Genomic DNA, 17,238 nt, shown 5'->3' with positions numbered 1-17,238 from the left:
GCGGGCCGCGCCCAACTCATCGCTCCACGGCAGAAGTTTTCGCGGTGGATTTCCGCCGGCCTTCTCAGGCGGCCACCACCTCGGTGTCGTAGAAGCAGAAGTGGTCCTTGACCTGGGCCACTTCGGCCTTCGGGGTCGGGTAGGCCCAGACCAGGTCCGGCGCGTCCGGCAGTGACCAGTAGGACGCGTCGCCCTTGAACGGGCAGTGGGTCGTGGTGTCCGAGGGGGTCAGCAGCTCCGTCCGTACGTCCTGCGGCGGGAGGTAGTAGCGGGCCGGGCAGCCGGTCTCGCGCAGCACCAGCGGAGCGCGACTCTCCGCGACGACCTGTCCGTCCCGTACGACGCGCACGTGCTCCGTGCCCTGCTCGACCGTGATGCGGTGTCCTGTGGCCATGGTGCTCGGTCCCTTCGGGGGGTGCGGTTCCGGTTCACTCTCTACTGTTCAGCAACGTCGCGCGCCGGGCTCTTCCCGGAGGGTGGCAGCCCGGTGCCGAGCCGGGCGGCAGGCACCCGCTCGACGCGGGTCCAGCCCCGCCAGCCCCGTTCTTCCAGGATTGCCAGGAGTCGCTGGGCACCCGGTGAGGAGTTGGCCATGGTTGAGTCCATCAGGTCGACGAACTGGTCGTCCATGGCGTTGTCACCCAGCTCGCCGGCCTCCTCCGCGCGCATCATCAGGCGCTCCAGGATGTCGGCGATCTCGACGGCCCGAGCATCGTCGGCCGACCAGTCGAGTGACCCACTGAGAAGGCTGTAGAGCCTCACCATGTCGGGGTGGTCCAGTTCCTCGTGCTTCTTGGCGATCACGGCGTCCATCTGATGCGGCACCTGGGCGGCGATCATGATCCAGGCATCCCGCTCCAGCTCGATGTACCGCTCCTCGACGCCGAGACCCCGCAGCCGGTCGAGGTAGTCCACGACGCTCTGGGGGAGCGCCAGGTGCTCTCCGGCGGCGAGCCGGGCGAGCCGTCCGCGGGTGCCCCGCAACCGCCGGATCTCGGCGCGCAGGTCCTTGTCGATCTCCTGGACGCCGTCGGCGAACTCCTCCGGGCCGGCGTCGAGGAGTTCCTGCACCCGGGCCAGCGGCACGCCGGCATCCGCCAGGGTGTGGATCCGGATCAGGCGCACGACCGCGGCGGCGTCGTAGCTGCGGTAACCGGACCGGTCGCGCTCGGGCTCCGGCAGCAGCCCGATCTGGTGGTAGTGGCGTACCGCCCGCACCGTCACCCCGGCGTACGCCGCGAGCCGGCTGATGGTGAGCATGGGCCTCAGCCTGCCTCAGCCGAGCTTCCGGCGGAAGGCGCCCATCGCGAAGACGTACGCCACGACCAGGATGCCGACGCACCACGCGCAGGCGATCCAGACGTCGTCCCCGACCGGCCGCTGGGCGAACAGGTCGCGGATCGTGTTGACGATCGACGTCACCGGCTGATGCTCGGCGAACCAGCGCACCGGGCCGGGCATGGTCTCCGTGGGCACGAACGCCGAGCTGATGAACGGCAGGAAGATGAGCGGGTAGGCGAACGCCCCCGCGCCCTCGACCGACGCCGCGGAGAGCCCGGGGATCACGGCGATCCAGGTCAGGGCCAGGGTGAACAGCAGCAGGATGCCGGCGACGGCGAGCCAGGCCGGCACGCCCGCTCCTGAGCGGAAGCCCATGAGCAGCGCGACGCCCACGACGATCACGAGCGAGATCACATTGGCGACCAGAGAGGTGAGGACATGGGCCCACAACACACCTGACCGTGCGATCGGCATGGACTGGAATCGCTCGAAGATTCCGCTCTTCATGTCGGTGAACAGCCGGTACGCGGTATAGGAGATGCCCGACGCGATCGTGATGAGCAGGATGCCGGGCAGCATGTAGTTGACGTACGGGACCGACCCGGTGTCGATCGCGCCGCCGAAGACGTAGACGAACATCAGCATCATGGCGACCGGTGTGATGACGGTCGTGATGACGGTGTCCACGCTGCGTGTGACATGGCGCAGGGTCCGCCCCGTGAGAACAGCGGTGTCGCCCAAGAAGTGCGCGTTCATTCCCGTCCCTTGGTTGTCTGTGCCGTGTCTGTGACGGTGGTGTCGCTCGTGCCGTCGCCGCCGATGATCGCGAGGAAGATCTCCTCCAGGGTCGGCTGCTTCTCGACGTACTCGACCGTGGCGGGCGGGAAGAGCCGCTTGAGCTCCGCGAGGGTGCCGTTCACGATGATCCGGCCCTGGTGGAGGATTGCTATCCGGTCGGCCAGCTGCTCGGCCTCGTCCAGGTACTGCGTGGTGAGCAGTACCGTCGTGCCGTGGCCGGCGAGCTCCTTGACCGCCTGCCACACCTCGATGCGCGCCTCGGGGTCGAGCCCGGCCGTCGGCTCGTCCAGGAAGATCACCGGCGGATTCCCGATGAGGCTCATCGCGATGTCCAGCCGGCGGCGCATCCCACCCGAATACGTCGACACCCGGCGCGCGCCCGCCTCGGTCAGCGAGAAACGCCTCAGCAGGTCGTCGGCGATCGCCGCCGGGTCCTTCAGGTGGCGCAGCCTGGCGACGAGTACGAGGTTCTCCCGACCGCTGAGGATCTCGTCGACGGCCGCGAACTGCCCGGTGAGGCTGATGGACTCGCGCACGTTCCCGGGGTGCGTGGCGACGTCGAAGCCATGGACGCTCGCCGTTCCCGCGTCGGCCTTGAGGAGCGTGGCGAGGATCCTCACGGTCGTGGTCTTGCCCGCCCCGTTGGAGCCGAGCAGGGCGAAGATGCTGCCCCGCGCCACGTCGAAGTCCACGCCGCGCAGCACGTCGAGCTTGCCGTACGACTTCTCCAGACCCCGCACGCGCATCGCCGGACCGGCGATCGATTGGGCCGTCATGGTCATCCGCCTCCTTTGCGGAGCTGTTCCCGGCGACTGCGAGGAAGCTCCTGCCGGAAGGATGGAGGGTTGACCCGGCGTCAAGGTCAAGCCCGCTCCGACCACGGCGCCGGAACCCCTGCGACCGCCCTGCCGGAGGCTCCGCGCGGCGGGTGCTCGCCGATCCACTCCCCATCACAGGGGCAGCCCGTACCGTTCACCCCATGAATATCTGTGTCTTCCTCTCCGCCGCCGACCTCGACGAGCGCTACACCCGCCCCGCCCGGGAATTCGCCGAGCTGATCGGCAAAGGCGGCCACACCCTCGTCTGGGGCGGCTCCGACAGCGGGCTGATGAAGGTCGTCGCGGACGGCGTGCAGGACGGCGGCGGCCGGCTGGTCGGGGTCTCGGTGGACTTCCTCCAGGCCGTGGCCCGGCCCGACGCCGACGAGATGGTGATCGCGAAGGACCTCGCGGAGCGCAAGGCCCTGCTGCTCGCCAAGTCCGACGCCGTCGTGATCATGGTCGGCGGTACGGGGACGCTGGACGAGGCCACCGAGATCCTGGAGCTGAAGAAGCACGGCATGCACCGCCACCCCGTCGTGCTGCTCAACACGGCCGGTTTCTACGACGGGCTGAAGGAGCAGTTCCGGCGGATGGAGGACGAGGGCTTCCTGCCGCTGCCCCTCACCGACCTGGTCTTCTTCGCCGAGGACGGGATCAGCGCGCTCGCCTACCTGGAGGAGGCGGTCGGCGTTCAGTGACCGCCGAGGTGATCGCCGAGGTGATCGCCGAGGGCGTGCGGCCGTCGGGTTCCGGTGATGCGACGATGACCGCATGGCTACCCATCTCATCACCGGTGCGGGCTCGGGCATCGGCGCCGCCGTCGCGCGCCGCCTGCACGGACGCGGCGACGACCTGATCCTGTTCGCCCGCGACGCCGGGCGCGCGAAGGACCTCGCGCGGGCCTTTCCCGGCGCCCGCACCCTCGTCGGCGACCTGGCCAACCCCGAGCGGCTCTCCTGGGCGCTCGGCCAGCAGGAACTCCCGGACCGGCTCGACTCGCTGCTGCACGTCGCGGGCGTCGTCGAACTCGGCGAGGTCGGGGAGCTGACGCCGAAGGCGTGGCACGGCCAGCTCACCGTCAACCTGATCTCCCCGGCCGAGCTGACCCGGCTGCTCCTGCCGCAGCTCCGCGTCTCCCGGGGGCAGATCGTCTTCGTCAACTCGGGCGCCGGGCTGACCGCCCACGCGCAGTGGAGCGCGTACGCCGCCTCCAAGCACGGCCTCAAGGCACTGGCCGACGCGGTACGCGCGGAGGAGCGGCCCCACGGCGTACGGGTCACCTCCGTGTACCCGGGCCGTACCGCGAGCCCCATGCAGGCCAAGGTGCACCAGCAGGAGGGCAAGGAGTACGACGCGTCCCGCTGGATCGACCCCGAGTCGGTCGCGACGACCATCGTGGCGGCGCTCGACCTGCCGCGCGACGCGCAGATCGACGACGTGACCGTACGGCCGGGCCGATGAGCGAGCCGATCAACGGGGCGTCCGGCGACGCCGGACCCGCCGTACCCCTCTGGGGGCCCGCCACCGGGGTCGGCTCCATGCCCGGCGGCGACGCACGGGAGGCCGCCCGTGCCGTCACCGGCACCTTCGAGGACTTCCCGTACCTCCCCGAACTCCCCGCCCGGGGGCCGGGCGCCGACATGATCGGCCGTACGACCGGGCTCCTCGCGGAGATCTACGCCCGCGTGGAGCCCAGCGGCTGGCGGATCGGGGACCGGCCGGGCCGGGACACCAAGCGGGCCAGGTCCTGGCTGGGGGAGGACCTCGACGCGCTGGAGGAGTTCACCCAGGGGTACGAGGGGCCGCTCAAGGTCCAGGCCGTCGGGCCGTGGACGCTCGCCGCCGCACTGGAGCTGCGGGGCGGCGAGTCGGCCCTCGGCGACCCCGGAGCCTGCCGGGACCTCACCGCGTCGCTGGTGGAGGGGGTGGCCGGGCACCTCGCGGACGTACGGCGCCGGGTGCCGGGCGCCGTCCCCGTACTCCAGATCGACGAGCCGTCCCTCACCGCCGTGCTGCGCGGGCGGATCAGGACCGCCAGCGGCTACCGCACCCACCGGGCGGTGGACCGGCAGGTCGTGGAAGGCGCGCTGCGCGAGATGACCGCGCTCGCGCCGGGGGCCGTGGTCGTGCACTCCTGCGCGCCGGACGTGCCGTTCGCGCTGCTGCGCAGGGCGGGCGCGGCGGCCGTCTCGTTCGATTTCGGCCTGCTCACCGAGCGTGACGACGACTCGATCGGGGAGGCGGTCGAGGCCGGTACGAAGCTGTTTGCCGGGATCGTGCCCGGCGTCGAGGGCCCGTTGTCAGACCCTGCCGGTAGCGTCATGGGTGTCAGGACGCTGTGGCGCAGGCTGGGGCTGGATCCGGGGACCCTCACGGGCTCCGTGGTGCTCACGCCGGCCTGTGGGCTCGCGGGTGCCTCACCCGCGTACGCACACGCCGCGCAGGCGCACTGCGTCAGGGCCGCGAGATCCCTCGCGGACAACCCTGAGTGACGGTCCCGGATGACGGGCCATGGTGAACGGGAGGACGAGACGGTGGCTGGCGAACAGCAGAGCGCGGTGCCCGCGGAGGCACGGGAGCGGCACGGCCTCCTCGCCGAGCAGATCGAGGAGCACCGCTTCCGGTACTACGTGAAGGATCAGCCGATCGTCAGCGACGGCGAGTTCGACCGGCTGCTGCGCGCCCTGGAGGCGCTGGAGGAGACGTACGCGGAGCTGCGCACGCCCGACTCGCCGACCCAGAAGGTCGCGGGGGCGTACGAGACGGACTTCGCCGCGGTCCAGCACCGCGAGCGGATGCTCTCCCTCGACAACGCCTTCGACGACGAGGAGTTGGGGGCGTGGGCCGACCGCGTCGCCAAGGACGTGGGCACGCCGGACTTCCACTACCTGTGCGAGCTGAAGGTCGACGGACTCGCGGTCAACCTGACGTACGAACACGGCAGGCTGACCCGTGCGGCGACCCGGGGCGACGGCCGCACGGGCGAGGACATCACGCCCAACGTCCGTACGATCGCGGAGATCCCGCACCGCCTCGAAGGCGAGCGGATCCCGGCGCTGGTCGAGATCCGCGGTGAGGTCTACTTCCCGATGGAGGCCTTCCAGGAGCTGAACGCGCGTCTGGTGGAGGCCGGTGACAAGCCGTTCGCCAACCCGCGCAACGCGGCGGCGGGTTCGCTCCGCCAGAAGGACCCGAAGATCACCGCGACGCGCCCGCTCCACATGGTGGTGCACGGCATCGGGGCCCGCGAGGGCTTCGACATCGACTGCCTCTCCCACGCCTACGAACTGCTGCGGGAGTGGGGGCTGCCGACCGCCCGGCACAACAAGGTGGTCGGATCGGTCGCGGAGGTCCGGGAGTTCATCGCGTACTTCGGGGAGAACCGCCACTCCGTGGAGCACGAGATCGACGGCGTGGTCGTCAAGCTCGACGAGATCCCGCTCCAGGGCCGGCTGGGCTCCACCTCGCGCGCGCCGCGCTGGGCCATCGCCTGGAAGTACGCGCCCGAAGAGGTCAACACGAAGCTGGTGAACATCCGGGTCGGCGTGGGCCGTACGGGGCGGGTCACCCCCTATGCCCAGGTCGAGCCGGTCACGGTCGCCGGCTCCGAGGTCGAGTTCGCGACCCTGCACAACCAGGACGTGGTGCGGGCCAAGGGCGTCTGGATCGGGGACACGGTCGTGCTGCGCAAGGCCGGTGACGTCATCCCGGAGATCCTCGGCCCGGTCATCGACCTGCGCCCGGACGACGCCTTCGAGTTCGTGATGCCGACCGAGTGCCCCGAGTGCGGTACGCCGCTGCGCGCGATGAAGGAGGGGGACATCGACATCCGCTGTCCCAACGCGCGTACCTGCCCCGCCCAGTTGCGCGAGCGGCTGTTCTATCTCGCCGGGCGCAAGTGCCTCGACATCGAGAACTTCGGCTATGTGGCCGCGGCGGCCCTGACCAAACCGCTGGAACCGGCCATTCCACCGCTGCTGGACGAGGGAGATCTCTTCGACCTCACCATCGAGCGGCTGCTGCCCATCACGGCGTACGTACTCGACCAGGACAGCGGGCTGCCCAAGCGCGATCCGAAGACCGGCGAGGAGAAAATCGCCACCGTCTTCGCCAACCAGGCGGGCGAGCCCCGGAAGAACGCCCTCGCGATGCTGGAGAACATCGCGGCGGCCAAGGAGCGCCCGCTCGCCCGGATCATCGCCGGTCTGTCGGTCCGTCATGTGGGGCCGGTCGCCTCCGAGGCGCTGGCCAGGGAGTTCCGCTCGATCGACCGGATCGACGAGGCCACGGAGGAGGAACTGGCGGACGTCGCCGGCGTCGGACCGATCATCGCGGCCTCTCTCAAGGAGTGGTTCGCGGTCGACTGGCACCGGGAGATCCTGCGCAAGTGGCGTGCGGCGGGCGTCCGTATGGAGGAGGAGGGCTCGGGCGAGGACGAGGGCCCACGGCCTCTGGAGGGGCTCACGGTCGTGGTGACGGGCACGCTGGAGCACTACACACGGGATGGCGCGAAAGAGGCGCTGCAGAGCCGTGGAGCGAAGGTGACCGGGTCGGTTTCGAAGAAGACCGCCTTTGTGGTGGTCGGTGAGAACCCCGGGTCGAAGTATGACAAGGCGATGCAGTTGAAGGTGCCCGTCCTGGACGGAGCGGGGTTCGCGATCCTGCTCGAACAGGGCCCGGACGCCGCCAGGGAGGCCGCGCTCACCCCCGAGGAGCCCGCGGCCACCGGGGAGGAGGCCCCGTCGTCACCCGAGGAGGCTCCGGTTCCGCCGGTGGAGTGAGGCGGTTCCGTTCTCGCGGTGCGTGGCTTCACACCGTCGATTTCGGGCCGTCAACCTCACCCGTTCGGCGCATACCAGATGGATAAGGATGGGCCGGTCGCATTCGGGCAACAGATGTAGAGCGCTGCCCGTCGAGGCCTTTCGCGGCCTACTGTTGGGATGTGCGCCTGTCGAACACGGCTCAGTAGTCCGATTCCAGCCGTGTTGCACGACAACGTGCCATCGCGTGGCATCGGCTCCGCCGGCTGTGAGAGGGACGGGAATGAAACCGACCGAGAGCGCCGCCCCGGTCTCACCCCCGCGCGGATTCGCGGGATTTGGGGGCATAGCGGCCAGAACGCCCGTTCTGGTGGTGGGACTCGCCGTTGTCGCCCTGGTGACCGGCGTGGTGGGGACGCTACGGAACGGCCACGCGCTGTTCCCCGGCTCCGACGCCGGCTGGGCGCTGGCCGTCCTCACCGGAATCATCGTCGGCCATCTCGTCGCGCTCGGCCGCGACCGCTGGTGGGGCGGGACGGGCTCCGGCGCCGCGCTCACCCTCGCCGTGCTGCTGCTGTACGGCTGGGTCGCGGCCGGACTGGTCAGCGTGACCGTCGTCGTGCTGGTCGGACTGGCCCGCAGGCACCGCTGGCGCCAGGGCGTCCTGCACGGCGCCGCGGACCTGCTCGGGACCGGGGCCGCCGCGCTCGTCCTCGCGCTGTTCGGCGTGGTCCCCACCGTCGAGCGGCCCTGGCAGCCGCTCGGCTGGACCCTCGGTGACGTTCCGGAAGTCCTGCTCGCGGCGGCCGCCCAGCTCACCGTCACCCGGGTGCTGCTCCGGTACGCGCGGGCCCCGCAGGGCGGGGCACTGCACGCCGCCGGGCGCCCGGCCCTCTACCGGCAGGGGCTCTTCGCGGTCGCGCTCCTCGGCATCGCCCCGCTGATCTGTGTCGTCGCGATGTCGCAGCCGGTGCTCCTGCCGCTCTTCGCCATCCCGCTGATAGCCCTCGACTCCACGCTGTGGATCGCCAGAGCGCGCGCGGAGGAACAGCTCCGCGACCCGCTGACCAAACTCCCCAACCGGCAGTGGCTGCTGGAGCGCACCTGGTCGGCCCTGGAGGAGGCGGAGAACCAGGACGCCCGGTCGGCGCTGGTCCTGATCGACCTGGACCGGTTCCGCTCCGTCAACGACACCCTCGGCCATCTCGCGGGTGACCGGCTGCTGCTGCAGATAGCGGACCGGCTCCGGCTCGCCCTGCCGCGCGGGGCCGAGGCCGCGCGGCTCGGCGGCGACGAGTTCGCCGTGCTGCTCCCGACCTGCGACTCCACCACCAGCGCGCAGCGCGTCGCCCGCCATCTCGTGGCCGACCTCTCGTCCCCGCTCGACCTCGACGGCCTCACGCTCGTCCTGGAGGCGAGCGCCGGGGTGGCCGTCTATCCCGAGCACGCGCTGGACGCGGAGGGGCTGCTGCAGCGGGCGGACGTCGCCATGTACCAGGCGAAGCGGGACCGTACGGGTGTGGAGGTGTACGAGTCCAAGCGGGACTCCAACACCCCCGACCGCCTCGGGCTCCTCGGCGATCTGCGCCGCGCGCTGGACGCGCGGGAGGTGGAGCTGCACTACCAGCCGAAGGTCCGCTTCGACGGCCAGGTCGCCGGTCTGGAGGCGCTGGTGCGCTGGGTGCATCCCGAGCGTGGCCGCGTCCCTCCGGACGAGTTCATCGCGATCGCCGAGTCCTCCGGTCTGATGCCTCACCTCACGGAGTACGTACTGGACACCGCTCTCGCTCAGGTCGCCCGGTGGCGATCTCAGGGACTGATGGTGCCGGTCGCCGTCAATGTCTCGCCGCGGGACGTGCACACCCCGGGTTTCGCGGGCGCGGTGGCGGCCCGGCTGGCCCGGCACGGCGTCCCCGCCGGATCCCTCCAGCTGGAGATAACGGAACACGTCCTGCTGGAGGACCCCCAGCGCGCCGCCGACACTCTCGCCGGTCTCACCGGTCACGGGGTGAAGATGTCGCTCGACGACTTCGGCACGGGGTACTCCTCGCTGGTCCATCTGCGGCGGCTCCCGGTGAGCGAGCTGAAGATCGACCGTTCCTTCGTGGCCCGGCTCGCGGTCGACACCGAGGACGCGGAGATCGTCCGCTGCACGGTCGACCTGGCGCACTCCCTGGGGCTGCTGGTCGTCGCGGAGGGCGTCGAGGACGACGTGACCTGGGAGCGGCTGCGGGACCTCGGCTGCGACGCCGTCCAGGGCTGGCTGGTGGCCGCGGCGATGCCGCCCCACGAGGCGACGGCCTGGCTGCTGGCCCGCGGCGAGCGCGGCTGGCAGCGCCCGGCCGAGCTGGAGGCGGCGCGGGCCCGTGAGTCGCGGGCCCGCGAACAGTCGGGCCAGGCGGTCACGTAGGGCCGGGCGGTGGTGCGGTGAGGCGGTCGCGTACGGCCCGGGCGCGGTGCGGTGACCGGGTCGCGTACGGCCTGACCGAAGTGCGGTGGGACGGCCCGGGAGGCCCGGTGTGCGGGGTGGCCCGGGCCGGCCGCGGGTGCGGGCGTCCGGCCGTTTCGTGAGCAGGGGGGCCCGCCCCATAGGATTGGGGCACAACCCATCACACTCACCCCTGAGGATCGCTGCATGCCTGGCATCACGCGCGAGGAGGTCGCCCACCTCGCCCGGCTGGCGCGTCTGGAGCTGAAGGCCGAAGAGCTCGACCACTTCGCCGGACAGCTCGACGACATCATCGGCGCGGTCGCCCGCGTATCCGAGGTAGCCGACCAAGACGTACCGCCGACCTCCCACCCGCTGCCGCTGACGAACGTCATGCGCGCGGACGAGGTCCGCCCGTCGCTCACCCCCGAGCAGGCGCTTTCCGGCGCCCCTGCCCAGGAGCAGCAGCGTTTCAAGGTGCCGCAGATCCTGGGGGAGGACTAAACAGTCATGACCGACACCGCCAAGACGGACATCATCAAGCTCACCGCCGCCGAGATCGCCGCGAGGATCGCCTCCGGTGACCTCACGGCCGTCGAGGTCACCGAGGCGCATCTCGCGCGCATCGAGGCCGTCGACGAGAAGGTGCACGCCTTCCTGTACGTCGACCGCGAGGGCGCGCTCGCGCAGGCCCGCGCCGTGGACGCGAAGCGCGCGGCGGGCGAGAAGCTCGGCCCGCTGGCCGGCGTCCCGCTCGCGCTGAAGGACATCTTCACCACGGAGGGGATTCCGACCACCGTCGGTTCCAAGATCCTCGAAGGCTGGCTCCCGCCGTACGACGCGACGCTCACCAAGAAGCTCAAGGCCGCCGACGTCGTCATCATCGGCAAGACCAACATGGACGAGTTCGCCATGGGGTCCTCCACGGAGAACAGCGCGTACGGCCCGACCGGCAACCCCTGGGACCTCACCAAGATCCCCGGCGGCTCCGGCGGCGGCTCGTCCGCCTCGCTCGCCTCGTACCAGGCGCCGCTGGCCATCGGCACGGACACCGGCGGCTCGATCCGCCAGCCCGCCGCCGTCACCGGCACCGTCGGCGTCAAGCCGACGTACGGCGCGGTCTCCCGGTACGGCATGGTCGCCTTCTCGTCCTCCCTCGACCAGGGCGGTCCCTGCGCCCGTACGGTGCTGGACGCCGCGCTGCTGCACGAGGTCATCGCGGGCCACGACCCCCTCGACTCGACCTCCATCGACGCCCCGGTCCCGCCGGTCGTCGAGGCCGCCCGCAACGGCTCGGTGGCCGGGATGCGCGTCGGTGTCGTCCAGCAGTTCCGCGGTGAGGGATACCAGGCCGGGGTCCTCCAGCGGTTCGACGAGTCGGTCGAGCTGCTGCGGGAACTGGGCGCCGAGATCGTCGAGCTGGACTGCCCGTCCTTCGACCTCAGCCTCGCCGCGTACTACCTGATCGCACCGTCCGAGTGCTCCTCGAACCTCGCGCGCTTCGACGCCATGCGCTACGGACTGCGCGTCGGCGACGACGGCACCCGCTCCGCCGAGGACGTCACCGCCCTCACCCGCGAGGCGGGCTTCGGCGACGAGGTCAAGCGCCGCATCATCCTCGGCACGTACGCGCTCAGCTCCGGGTACTACGACGCGTACTACGGCTCCGCCCAGAAGGTCCGCACCCTCATCACCCGGGACTTCGAGAAGGCCTTCGAGCAGGTCGACGTGATCGTCTCCCCGACCTCGCCGACCACCGCCTTCGGCATCGGCGAGCGCACCGACGACCCGATGGCGATGTACCTCGCCGACCTGTGCACCATCCCCGTCAACATGGCGGGCAACGCGGCGATGTCGCTGCCCTGCGGCCTCGCGCCGGAGGACGGTCTGCCGGTCGGCCTCCAGATCGTCGCCCCCGCCATGCAGGACGACCGGCTCTACAAGGTCGGTGCCGCCGTCGAAGCGGCCTTCGTGGAAAAGTGGGGGCACCCGTTGCTGGAGGAGGCACCGTCACTGTGAGCAGTGCAATGAGCAAGGCCAAGGGCTTCAAGAAGTCCAAGACCGGTACGTACCTGTCGATCGGCGGCAGCGTGTTCGGCGCGGTCAGCGCCGTGAAGCAGATCAAGACGGCCCGCAAGGAGCAGGACACGCTCAAGCTGATCGACGCGACGGTCTCCGCGGTGGCCGTCGTGACGACCCTGGCGCTCCTGTTCCGCGAGCTGAAGCGCCTGGGCGACGACGACGTCCTGCTGGGCTGACCGCACCGGAGCGGGGCCTTCGCAGGCCCCGCTCCCGGATTCCACACCGCCGTACACCAAGGAAGGGGGGTGACACGCATGATCACCCGCATCGAACTGGAGGGATTCAGGTCCTTCCGTGACTGCGCCGTCGACCTGTCCCCCTTCACGGTGCTCGTCGGACAGAACGGCTCGGGCAAGACCAACCTGCTGGAGGCGATCGATCTCGCCGCGCGGCTGACGAACGACCGGCTCGGTCGTTGTGCGTCGGCCGACGGGGTCCGCTGGAGCGCTGACCTGCAGCCGGACGATGGACTGCGGGGCCGGGTCGTCGACCTCTTCCACCGGTACGGCGACGGTACGGCCGCCGACCGGATCCGTATCGTGCTCTGTTACCTCCAGTCCAACGTTGTCCAGGGCATGCGGCACCTGCGGCTCGCCCTCGACATCGCCCGGGAGGGGGAGGCGTCCCGCCCCGACGTCCATGGGACGCTCACCCTGCTGCCGGACGCCCCTGACGGGTGGGGGCTGACCGGGGAACAGCGGGCGCAGATTCGGCGGAGCGCCGAGGACGATCCTTCCTTGCCGAGTCGCACCCCAGGTCTCCGCTGGTACCGGCTGGTTCCGGACGCGGACAGGGCCCGCCAGGACGCGGACCTCCACGACGACCGGCACATGGCCCGTGACGCACACAACCTTTCCGCCGTGCTGGGTCGGTTGCTCCAGGGTGAGGGGGAAGCCGCCCACGAGGCGCTGCTGCTGAAAGCCGACGCCGTCGCCGTACTGCCCGGACTCACCGATCTGCGCGCCGCCGCCGACTCGCACCGGGGGGCGTGGGAGCTGGAGCTGAGCTACCGGGACGCGGCCCCCACCCCGGCCCGGCTGGCCTCCGACGGAACCCTTCACGCGCTGTCGGTGCTCGTGGCGGCCCACGACGGGAGCGCTGCGGACACCTCTTCGGCCGCCCGTGACGTTCGAGTCCCCGACCGGTGCACCACGCTGATGATCGAGGACGTCGAGAACGGTCTCCATCCCGGTCAGGTCAAGGAACTGGTACGACGGCTCCGCCGCCGCACCGGACAGGCGACGCTCCAGCAGATCATCGTCACCACCCACTCGCCGGTCGTGCTCGCCGCCGTGTACCCCGGCCACCCCGGCGACGTGCTCTTCGTCGACACTGTGACCCGGGTCGGCGGCGGCGAGACACCGTCGCGGCACAGCAGGATCCGTTCCCTGGCCGAATCGGGGGAGCGGGGCACGTACGTCCCCGCCCGCGAGGCGCGCCAGTATCTGGAGACCGCGCAGGCAGGCAACGGGTGACCCGATATCTGACGGTCGGCCTGCTCGCGGAGGGGCCGGAGGACGAGATCTTCCTGGGCACCGTCGCCGTACGCCAGCTCAAGGAGCTGGCGTCGCACCACAGCGGGCACTTCGACGTGGGCGACACCCCCCTGCGGGGCCGGTACTCCACCGCCCGCACCGCCCACGAACAGATCTGCGCGGAAGCGGCGGACCTGGCCGAGGACTGTGACCTGCTGCTGATCCACAACGACCACCGCGAGCGGAACAAGATCGAGAAGATTCGCCAGGACGTCGTGCTGCCCTCCCACTGCCGTATTGTCGGAGTGGTCCCCGTGCGTGAGACGGAGGCATGGCTGCTCGCCGACGGTCCACTCCTCGGCTCGCTGCCGGGAGCGGTGCCCGCACACATCCCCGCCGGCGCGCGGGATGTGGAGAAGACCGCGGACCCCAAAGCCCTGCTCGCCCGCGTTCTGCCCGGGGGCGACAGCAGGGAACTGGCCGGGTTCCTCGGCGAACGTGTTGATCTGGACCGTCTGCGAACCCTCCCCGCGTACCAGATGTGGTGCGCCGAACTGACGGCTGCCTTGAAGGAGTTGCGTTTTCTGTGACCGCCACGATGAGCCTGGTGCCTTTTGAGGACGCCCTCGCCGTGTACGACCCCGTCATGGGCCTGGAGGTCCATGTCGAGCTGGGCACCAGGACCAAGATGTTCTGCGGCTGCTCGACCGAGCTGGGCGCCGCGCCCAACTCGCAGACCTGCCCGACCTGTCTGGGCATGCCGGGCTCGCTCCCGGTCGTCAACGCGATCGGCGTCGAGTCCGCCATCAAGATCGGCCTCGCCCTCAACTGCGAGATCGCCGAGTGGTGCCGCTTCGCCCGGAAGAACTACTTCTACCCGGACATGCCGAAGAACTTCCAGACCTCCCAGTACGACGAGCCGATCGCCTTCAACGGCCATCTGGACGTCCAGCTGGAGGACGGCGAGATCTTCCGCGTGGAGATCGAGCGCGCCCACATGGAGGAGGACACCGGCAAGTCGACGCACGTCGGCGGGGCCACGGGCCGGATCCACGGCGCGTCCCACTCCCTGCTCGACTACAACCGCGCCGGCATCCCGCTCATCGAGATCGTCACCAAGCCCATCGAGGGTGCCGGCGCGCGCGCCCCCGAGGTCGCCAAGGCGTACGTCGCCGAGTTGCGCGAGCTCATCAAGGCGCTCGGCGTCTCCGAGGCCCGGATGGAGATGGGCCAGATGCGGTGCGACGTGAACCTGTCCCTGCGCCCGAACGGCCGCGAGGAGTTCGGCACCCGCTCCGAGACCAAGAACGTCAACTCGCTGCGCAGCGTCGAGCGCGCCGCCCGCTTCGAGATCCAGCGCCACGCCGCGGTGCTGAACAGCGGTGGCACGGTCCTCCAGGAGACCCGGCACTTCCACGAGGAGGACGGCTCCACCACCTCCGGCCGGATCAAGGACAACGCCGAGGACTACCGGTACTTCCCGGAGCCCGACCTCGTGCCCGTCGCCCCGTCGCGCGCCTGGGTGGAGGAGCTGCGCGCCGCGCTGCCCGAGCTGCCGCGCGTACGCCGCAACCGGCTCCGCGAGGAGTGGGGCGTCACCGAGCACGACATGCAGTCGATCCTCAACGCGGGCGCGATCGAACCGATCGTCGCCACGATCGGCGCGGGCGCCCCGGCCGACCAGGCCCGCAAGTGGTGGATGGGCGAGCTGGCCCGTAACGCCAACGAGTCCGGCCGCGCGCTGGACGAGCTGCCCATCACGCCCGGGCAGGTCGCCCGCGTCGCCGCGCTCGTCGCGGCCGGCGACCTCAACGACAAGCTGGCCCGCCAGGTGATCGAGGGCGTGCTCGCGGGCGAGGGCGACCCCGACACCGTCGTCGAGAAGCGCGGGCTCAAGGTCGTCTCCGACGACAGCGCGCTCGGCGCCGCCGTGGACGAGGCGATCACGGCCAACGCGGCCGTCGCCGACAAGATCCGCGCCGGTAAGGTCGCGGCCGCGGGCGCGCTGGTCGGCGCGGTCATGAAGGCCACACGCGGCCAGGCCGACGCGGCGCGCGTACGCGAGCTGATCCTTGAGCGGCTCGCCCCGAAGGAATAGACAAGCACAGACAAGCACAGACAAGCACTGACAGGCGCTGGCAAGCACTGACAGGCGCTGGCAAGCACTGACAGGCACCACCGGGAGAGGCCGCGCATCGCGGGCCGAACCCGGTTCGTACACCACACGCCACTGGGGGCGGCGCACCGGCAACGGTGCGCCGCCCCCGTGGCTTCGCACCCCTCGGCTCCGGGCCCGTCCGCACCACCACGATCACGAGGCAGAGCAGATCCCAGTGAACACCGTCGCCGCCGAGATCGTCTCCGTCGCCCTGCTCGTCGCCGTCCTCGCGTTCGCCGTCGTCCGTCCGCGCGGCCTGCCCGAGGCCGTCGCCGCCGTCCCCGCGGCCCTGCTGCTCGTCGCCCTCGGCGCGGTCTCGCCGCGGGAGGCATGGGAGCAGACGCACACCCTGCTGCCCGTGGTCGTCTTCCTCGCCGCCGTGCTCGTCCTCTCCCAGCTCTGCGACGAGGAGGGGCTGTTCACCGCCGCGGGCGATCTGGTGGCGCGCCTGTGCGGCGGCAGTCCGCGGGCGCTGCTCGGCGGGGTGTTCGCCGTCGCCGCCGTCATCACCGCCGTGCTCAGCCTCGACGCCACGGTCGTCCTGCTCACCCCGGTGGTCTTCGCGACCGCCGCGCGGGTCGGCGCCCGGCCCCGGCCGCATGTCTACGCCTGTACGCATCTGGCGAACTCCGCCTCGCTGCTGCTGCCGGTCTCCAACCTGACCAATCTGCTGGCGTTCACGGCGAGCGGGCTCTCCTTCACCCGGTTCGCCGCGCTGATGGCCCTGCCGTGGCTGGCGGCGATCGCCGTCGAGTACGTCGTCTTCCGCCGCTTCTTCGCCGCCGACCTCGCCGCGGGGGCGCACACCCCGAGGACGGACGAGCGGCGCGGCGTTCCGGTCTTCACCCTCGTCGTGCTGGGACTGACGCTGGCCGGGTTCGCCGTCACCTCGTTCGCCGGGATCGAACCGCTGTGGGCGGCCGTCGCCGGTACGGCCGTACTCGCCGTCCGCGCCCTGCGGCAGCGGCGTACCACCCCCGCGAAGCTGGTCCGCGCCGCGTCCCCCCTGTTCTGCCTCTTCGTCCTCGCGCTCGGTGTCGTCGTCAAGGCGGTCGTCGACAACGGACTCGACACCGGGATCAGCCGGCTGCTGCCCGGCGGCTCCTCCCTGCTCTCGCTGCTGGCCATCGCCGCGGTCGCCGCCGTACTGGCCAACGTGATCAACAACCTCCCGGCCATCCTGGCCCTGCTGCCGGTCCTCGCGCCGGCCGGCCCGGGGCCCGTGCTCGCCGCCCTGATCGGGGTCAATCTGGGGCCGAACCTGACCTATGTCGGGTCGCTCGCCACCCTGCTCTGGCGGCGCATCCTGCACGAGCACGACGCCGAACCCCGGCTCGGTCACTTCACCCGGCTCGGACTGCTGACCGTGCCTGCCACGCTGGCCGTCTCCACCGTGGCACTGTGGGGCACTCTGCGACTGATCGGAGGCTGACCG

16 protein-coding genes are annotated in these 17,238 nt (G+C 71.0%); 12 read left to right on the top strand and 4 right to left on the bottom strand.

Annotated elements, in window-relative coordinates; genetic code table 11:
* Positions 1-64: 64 nt before the first annotated feature.
* From AB0P17_RS19205 to AB0P17_RS19190, 4 genes are read right to left on the bottom strand one after another with little or no spacing between them, the layout of a single operon-like run.
* Positions 65-394 (bottom strand): DUF427 domain-containing protein, encoded by a 330-nt coding sequence (locus tag AB0P17_RS19205; RefSeq protein ID WP_365812415.1) that lies wholly within the window; start codon positions 392-394, stop codon positions 65-67.
* Between the two features lie 41 nt (positions 395-435).
* Entirely contained in the window at positions 436-1,260 is an 825-nt protein-coding gene (locus AB0P17_RS19200; protein ID WP_365812413.1) for a MerR family transcriptional regulator, read from the bottom strand.
* 15 nt (positions 1,261-1,275) lie between these two features.
* The gene (locus tag AB0P17_RS19195; RefSeq protein ID WP_365812410.1) at positions 1,276-2,037 is read right to left on the bottom strand and encodes an ABC transporter permease; all 762 of its coding nucleotides are present in this window, start codon (positions 2,035-2,037) and stop codon (positions 1,276-1,278) included.
* On the bottom strand, positions 2,034-2,855 hold the full coding sequence (locus AB0P17_RS19190; protein WP_365812408.1) for an ATP-binding cassette domain-containing protein: 822 nt from the start codon (positions 2,853-2,855) through the stop codon (positions 2,034-2,036). The genes AB0P17_RS19195 and AB0P17_RS19190 overlap by 4 nt, the downstream gene beginning before the upstream one ends.
* 203 nt (positions 2,856-3,058) lie before the next feature.
* On the opposite strand from AB0P17_RS19190, the gene AB0P17_RS19185 reads away from it, so the two are divergent.
* From AB0P17_RS19185 to AB0P17_RS19130, 12 genes are all read left to right on the top strand, one after another.
* Positions 3,059-3,598: a TIGR00730 family Rossman fold protein gene (locus tag AB0P17_RS19185; RefSeq protein WP_365812407.1), complete on the top strand. Its 540-nt coding sequence runs from the start codon at positions 3,059-3,061 to the stop codon at positions 3,596-3,598.
* Positions 3,599-3,671: 73 nt separating this feature from the next.
* Positions 3,672-4,361, top strand: a complete 690-nt coding sequence (locus AB0P17_RS19180) for an SDR family oxidoreductase (RefSeq protein WP_365812405.1) — start codon at positions 3,672-3,674, stop codon at positions 4,359-4,361.
* Entirely contained in the window at positions 4,358-5,392 is a 1,035-nt protein-coding gene (locus AB0P17_RS19175; RefSeq protein ID WP_365812403.1) for a methionine synthase, read from the top strand. Before AB0P17_RS19180 ends, AB0P17_RS19175 begins: the two co-directional genes overlap by 4 nt.
* A gap of 42 nt (positions 5,393-5,434) precedes the next feature.
* The gene (ligA, locus tag AB0P17_RS19170) at positions 5,435-7,681 is read left to right on the top strand and encodes an NAD-dependent DNA ligase LigA (protein WP_365812401.1); all 2,247 of its coding nucleotides are present in this window, start codon (positions 5,435-5,437) and stop codon (positions 7,679-7,681) included.
* A 262-nt stretch (positions 7,682-7,943) separates the two neighbouring features.
* A complete protein-coding gene (locus AB0P17_RS19165; RefSeq protein ID WP_365812399.1) occupies positions 7,944-10,070 on the top strand; it encodes a bifunctional diguanylate cyclase/phosphodiesterase in 2,127 nt (708 codons plus the stop codon).
* A 225-nt stretch (positions 10,071-10,295) separates the two neighbouring features.
* A complete protein-coding gene (gatC, locus tag AB0P17_RS19160; RefSeq protein ID WP_010984178.1) occupies positions 10,296-10,592 on the top strand; it encodes an Asp-tRNA(Asn)/Glu-tRNA(Gln) amidotransferase subunit GatC in 297 nt (98 codons plus the stop codon).
* Positions 10,593-10,598: 6 nt separating this feature from the next.
* Positions 10,599-12,107 carry an Asp-tRNA(Asn)/Glu-tRNA(Gln) amidotransferase subunit GatA gene (gene gatA, locus AB0P17_RS19155; protein WP_365812397.1) on the top strand — a complete coding sequence of 503 codons (1,509 nt, stop codon included), beginning with the start codon at positions 10,599-10,601 and terminating at the stop codon, positions 12,105-12,107.
* An 8-nt stretch (positions 12,108-12,115) separates the two neighbouring features.
* Positions 12,116-12,346 carry a hypothetical protein gene (locus tag AB0P17_RS19150; RefSeq protein ID WP_365812492.1) on the top strand — a complete coding sequence of 77 codons (231 nt, stop codon included), beginning with the start codon at positions 12,116-12,118 and terminating at the stop codon, positions 12,344-12,346.
* A gap of 78 nt (positions 12,347-12,424) precedes the next feature.
* On the top strand, positions 12,425-13,645 hold the full coding sequence (locus AB0P17_RS19145; RefSeq protein ID WP_365812490.1) for an AAA family ATPase: 1,221 nt from the start codon (positions 12,425-12,427) through the stop codon (positions 13,643-13,645).
* Complete coding sequence (locus AB0P17_RS19140; RefSeq protein WP_365812395.1) at positions 13,642-14,235, top strand: hypothetical protein; 594 nt, start codon at positions 13,642-13,644, stop codon at positions 14,233-14,235. The genes AB0P17_RS19145 and AB0P17_RS19140 overlap by 4 nt, the downstream gene beginning before the upstream one ends.
* 8 nt (positions 14,236-14,243) lie before the next feature.
* On the top strand, positions 14,244-15,743 hold the full coding sequence (gene gatB / locus AB0P17_RS19135) for an Asp-tRNA(Asn)/Glu-tRNA(Gln) amidotransferase subunit GatB (protein WP_365812488.1): 1,500 nt from the start codon (positions 14,244-14,246) through the stop codon (positions 15,741-15,743).
* A gap of 235 nt (positions 15,744-15,978) precedes the next feature.
* Entirely contained in the window at positions 15,979-17,235 is a 1,257-nt protein-coding gene (locus AB0P17_RS19130; protein ID WP_365812393.1) for an SLC13 family permease, read from the top strand.
* The last annotated feature ends 3 nt before the right edge of the window (positions 17,236-17,238 follow it).

This window comes from Streptomyces sp. NPDC088124, assembly GCF_040685895.1.
Lineage (GTDB): Bacteria > Actinomycetota > Actinomycetes > Streptomycetales > Streptomycetaceae > Streptomyces.
The sequence above is the reverse complement of the archived record's forward strand: the minus strand, read 5'-3'. Positions and strand labels throughout refer to the sequence as shown.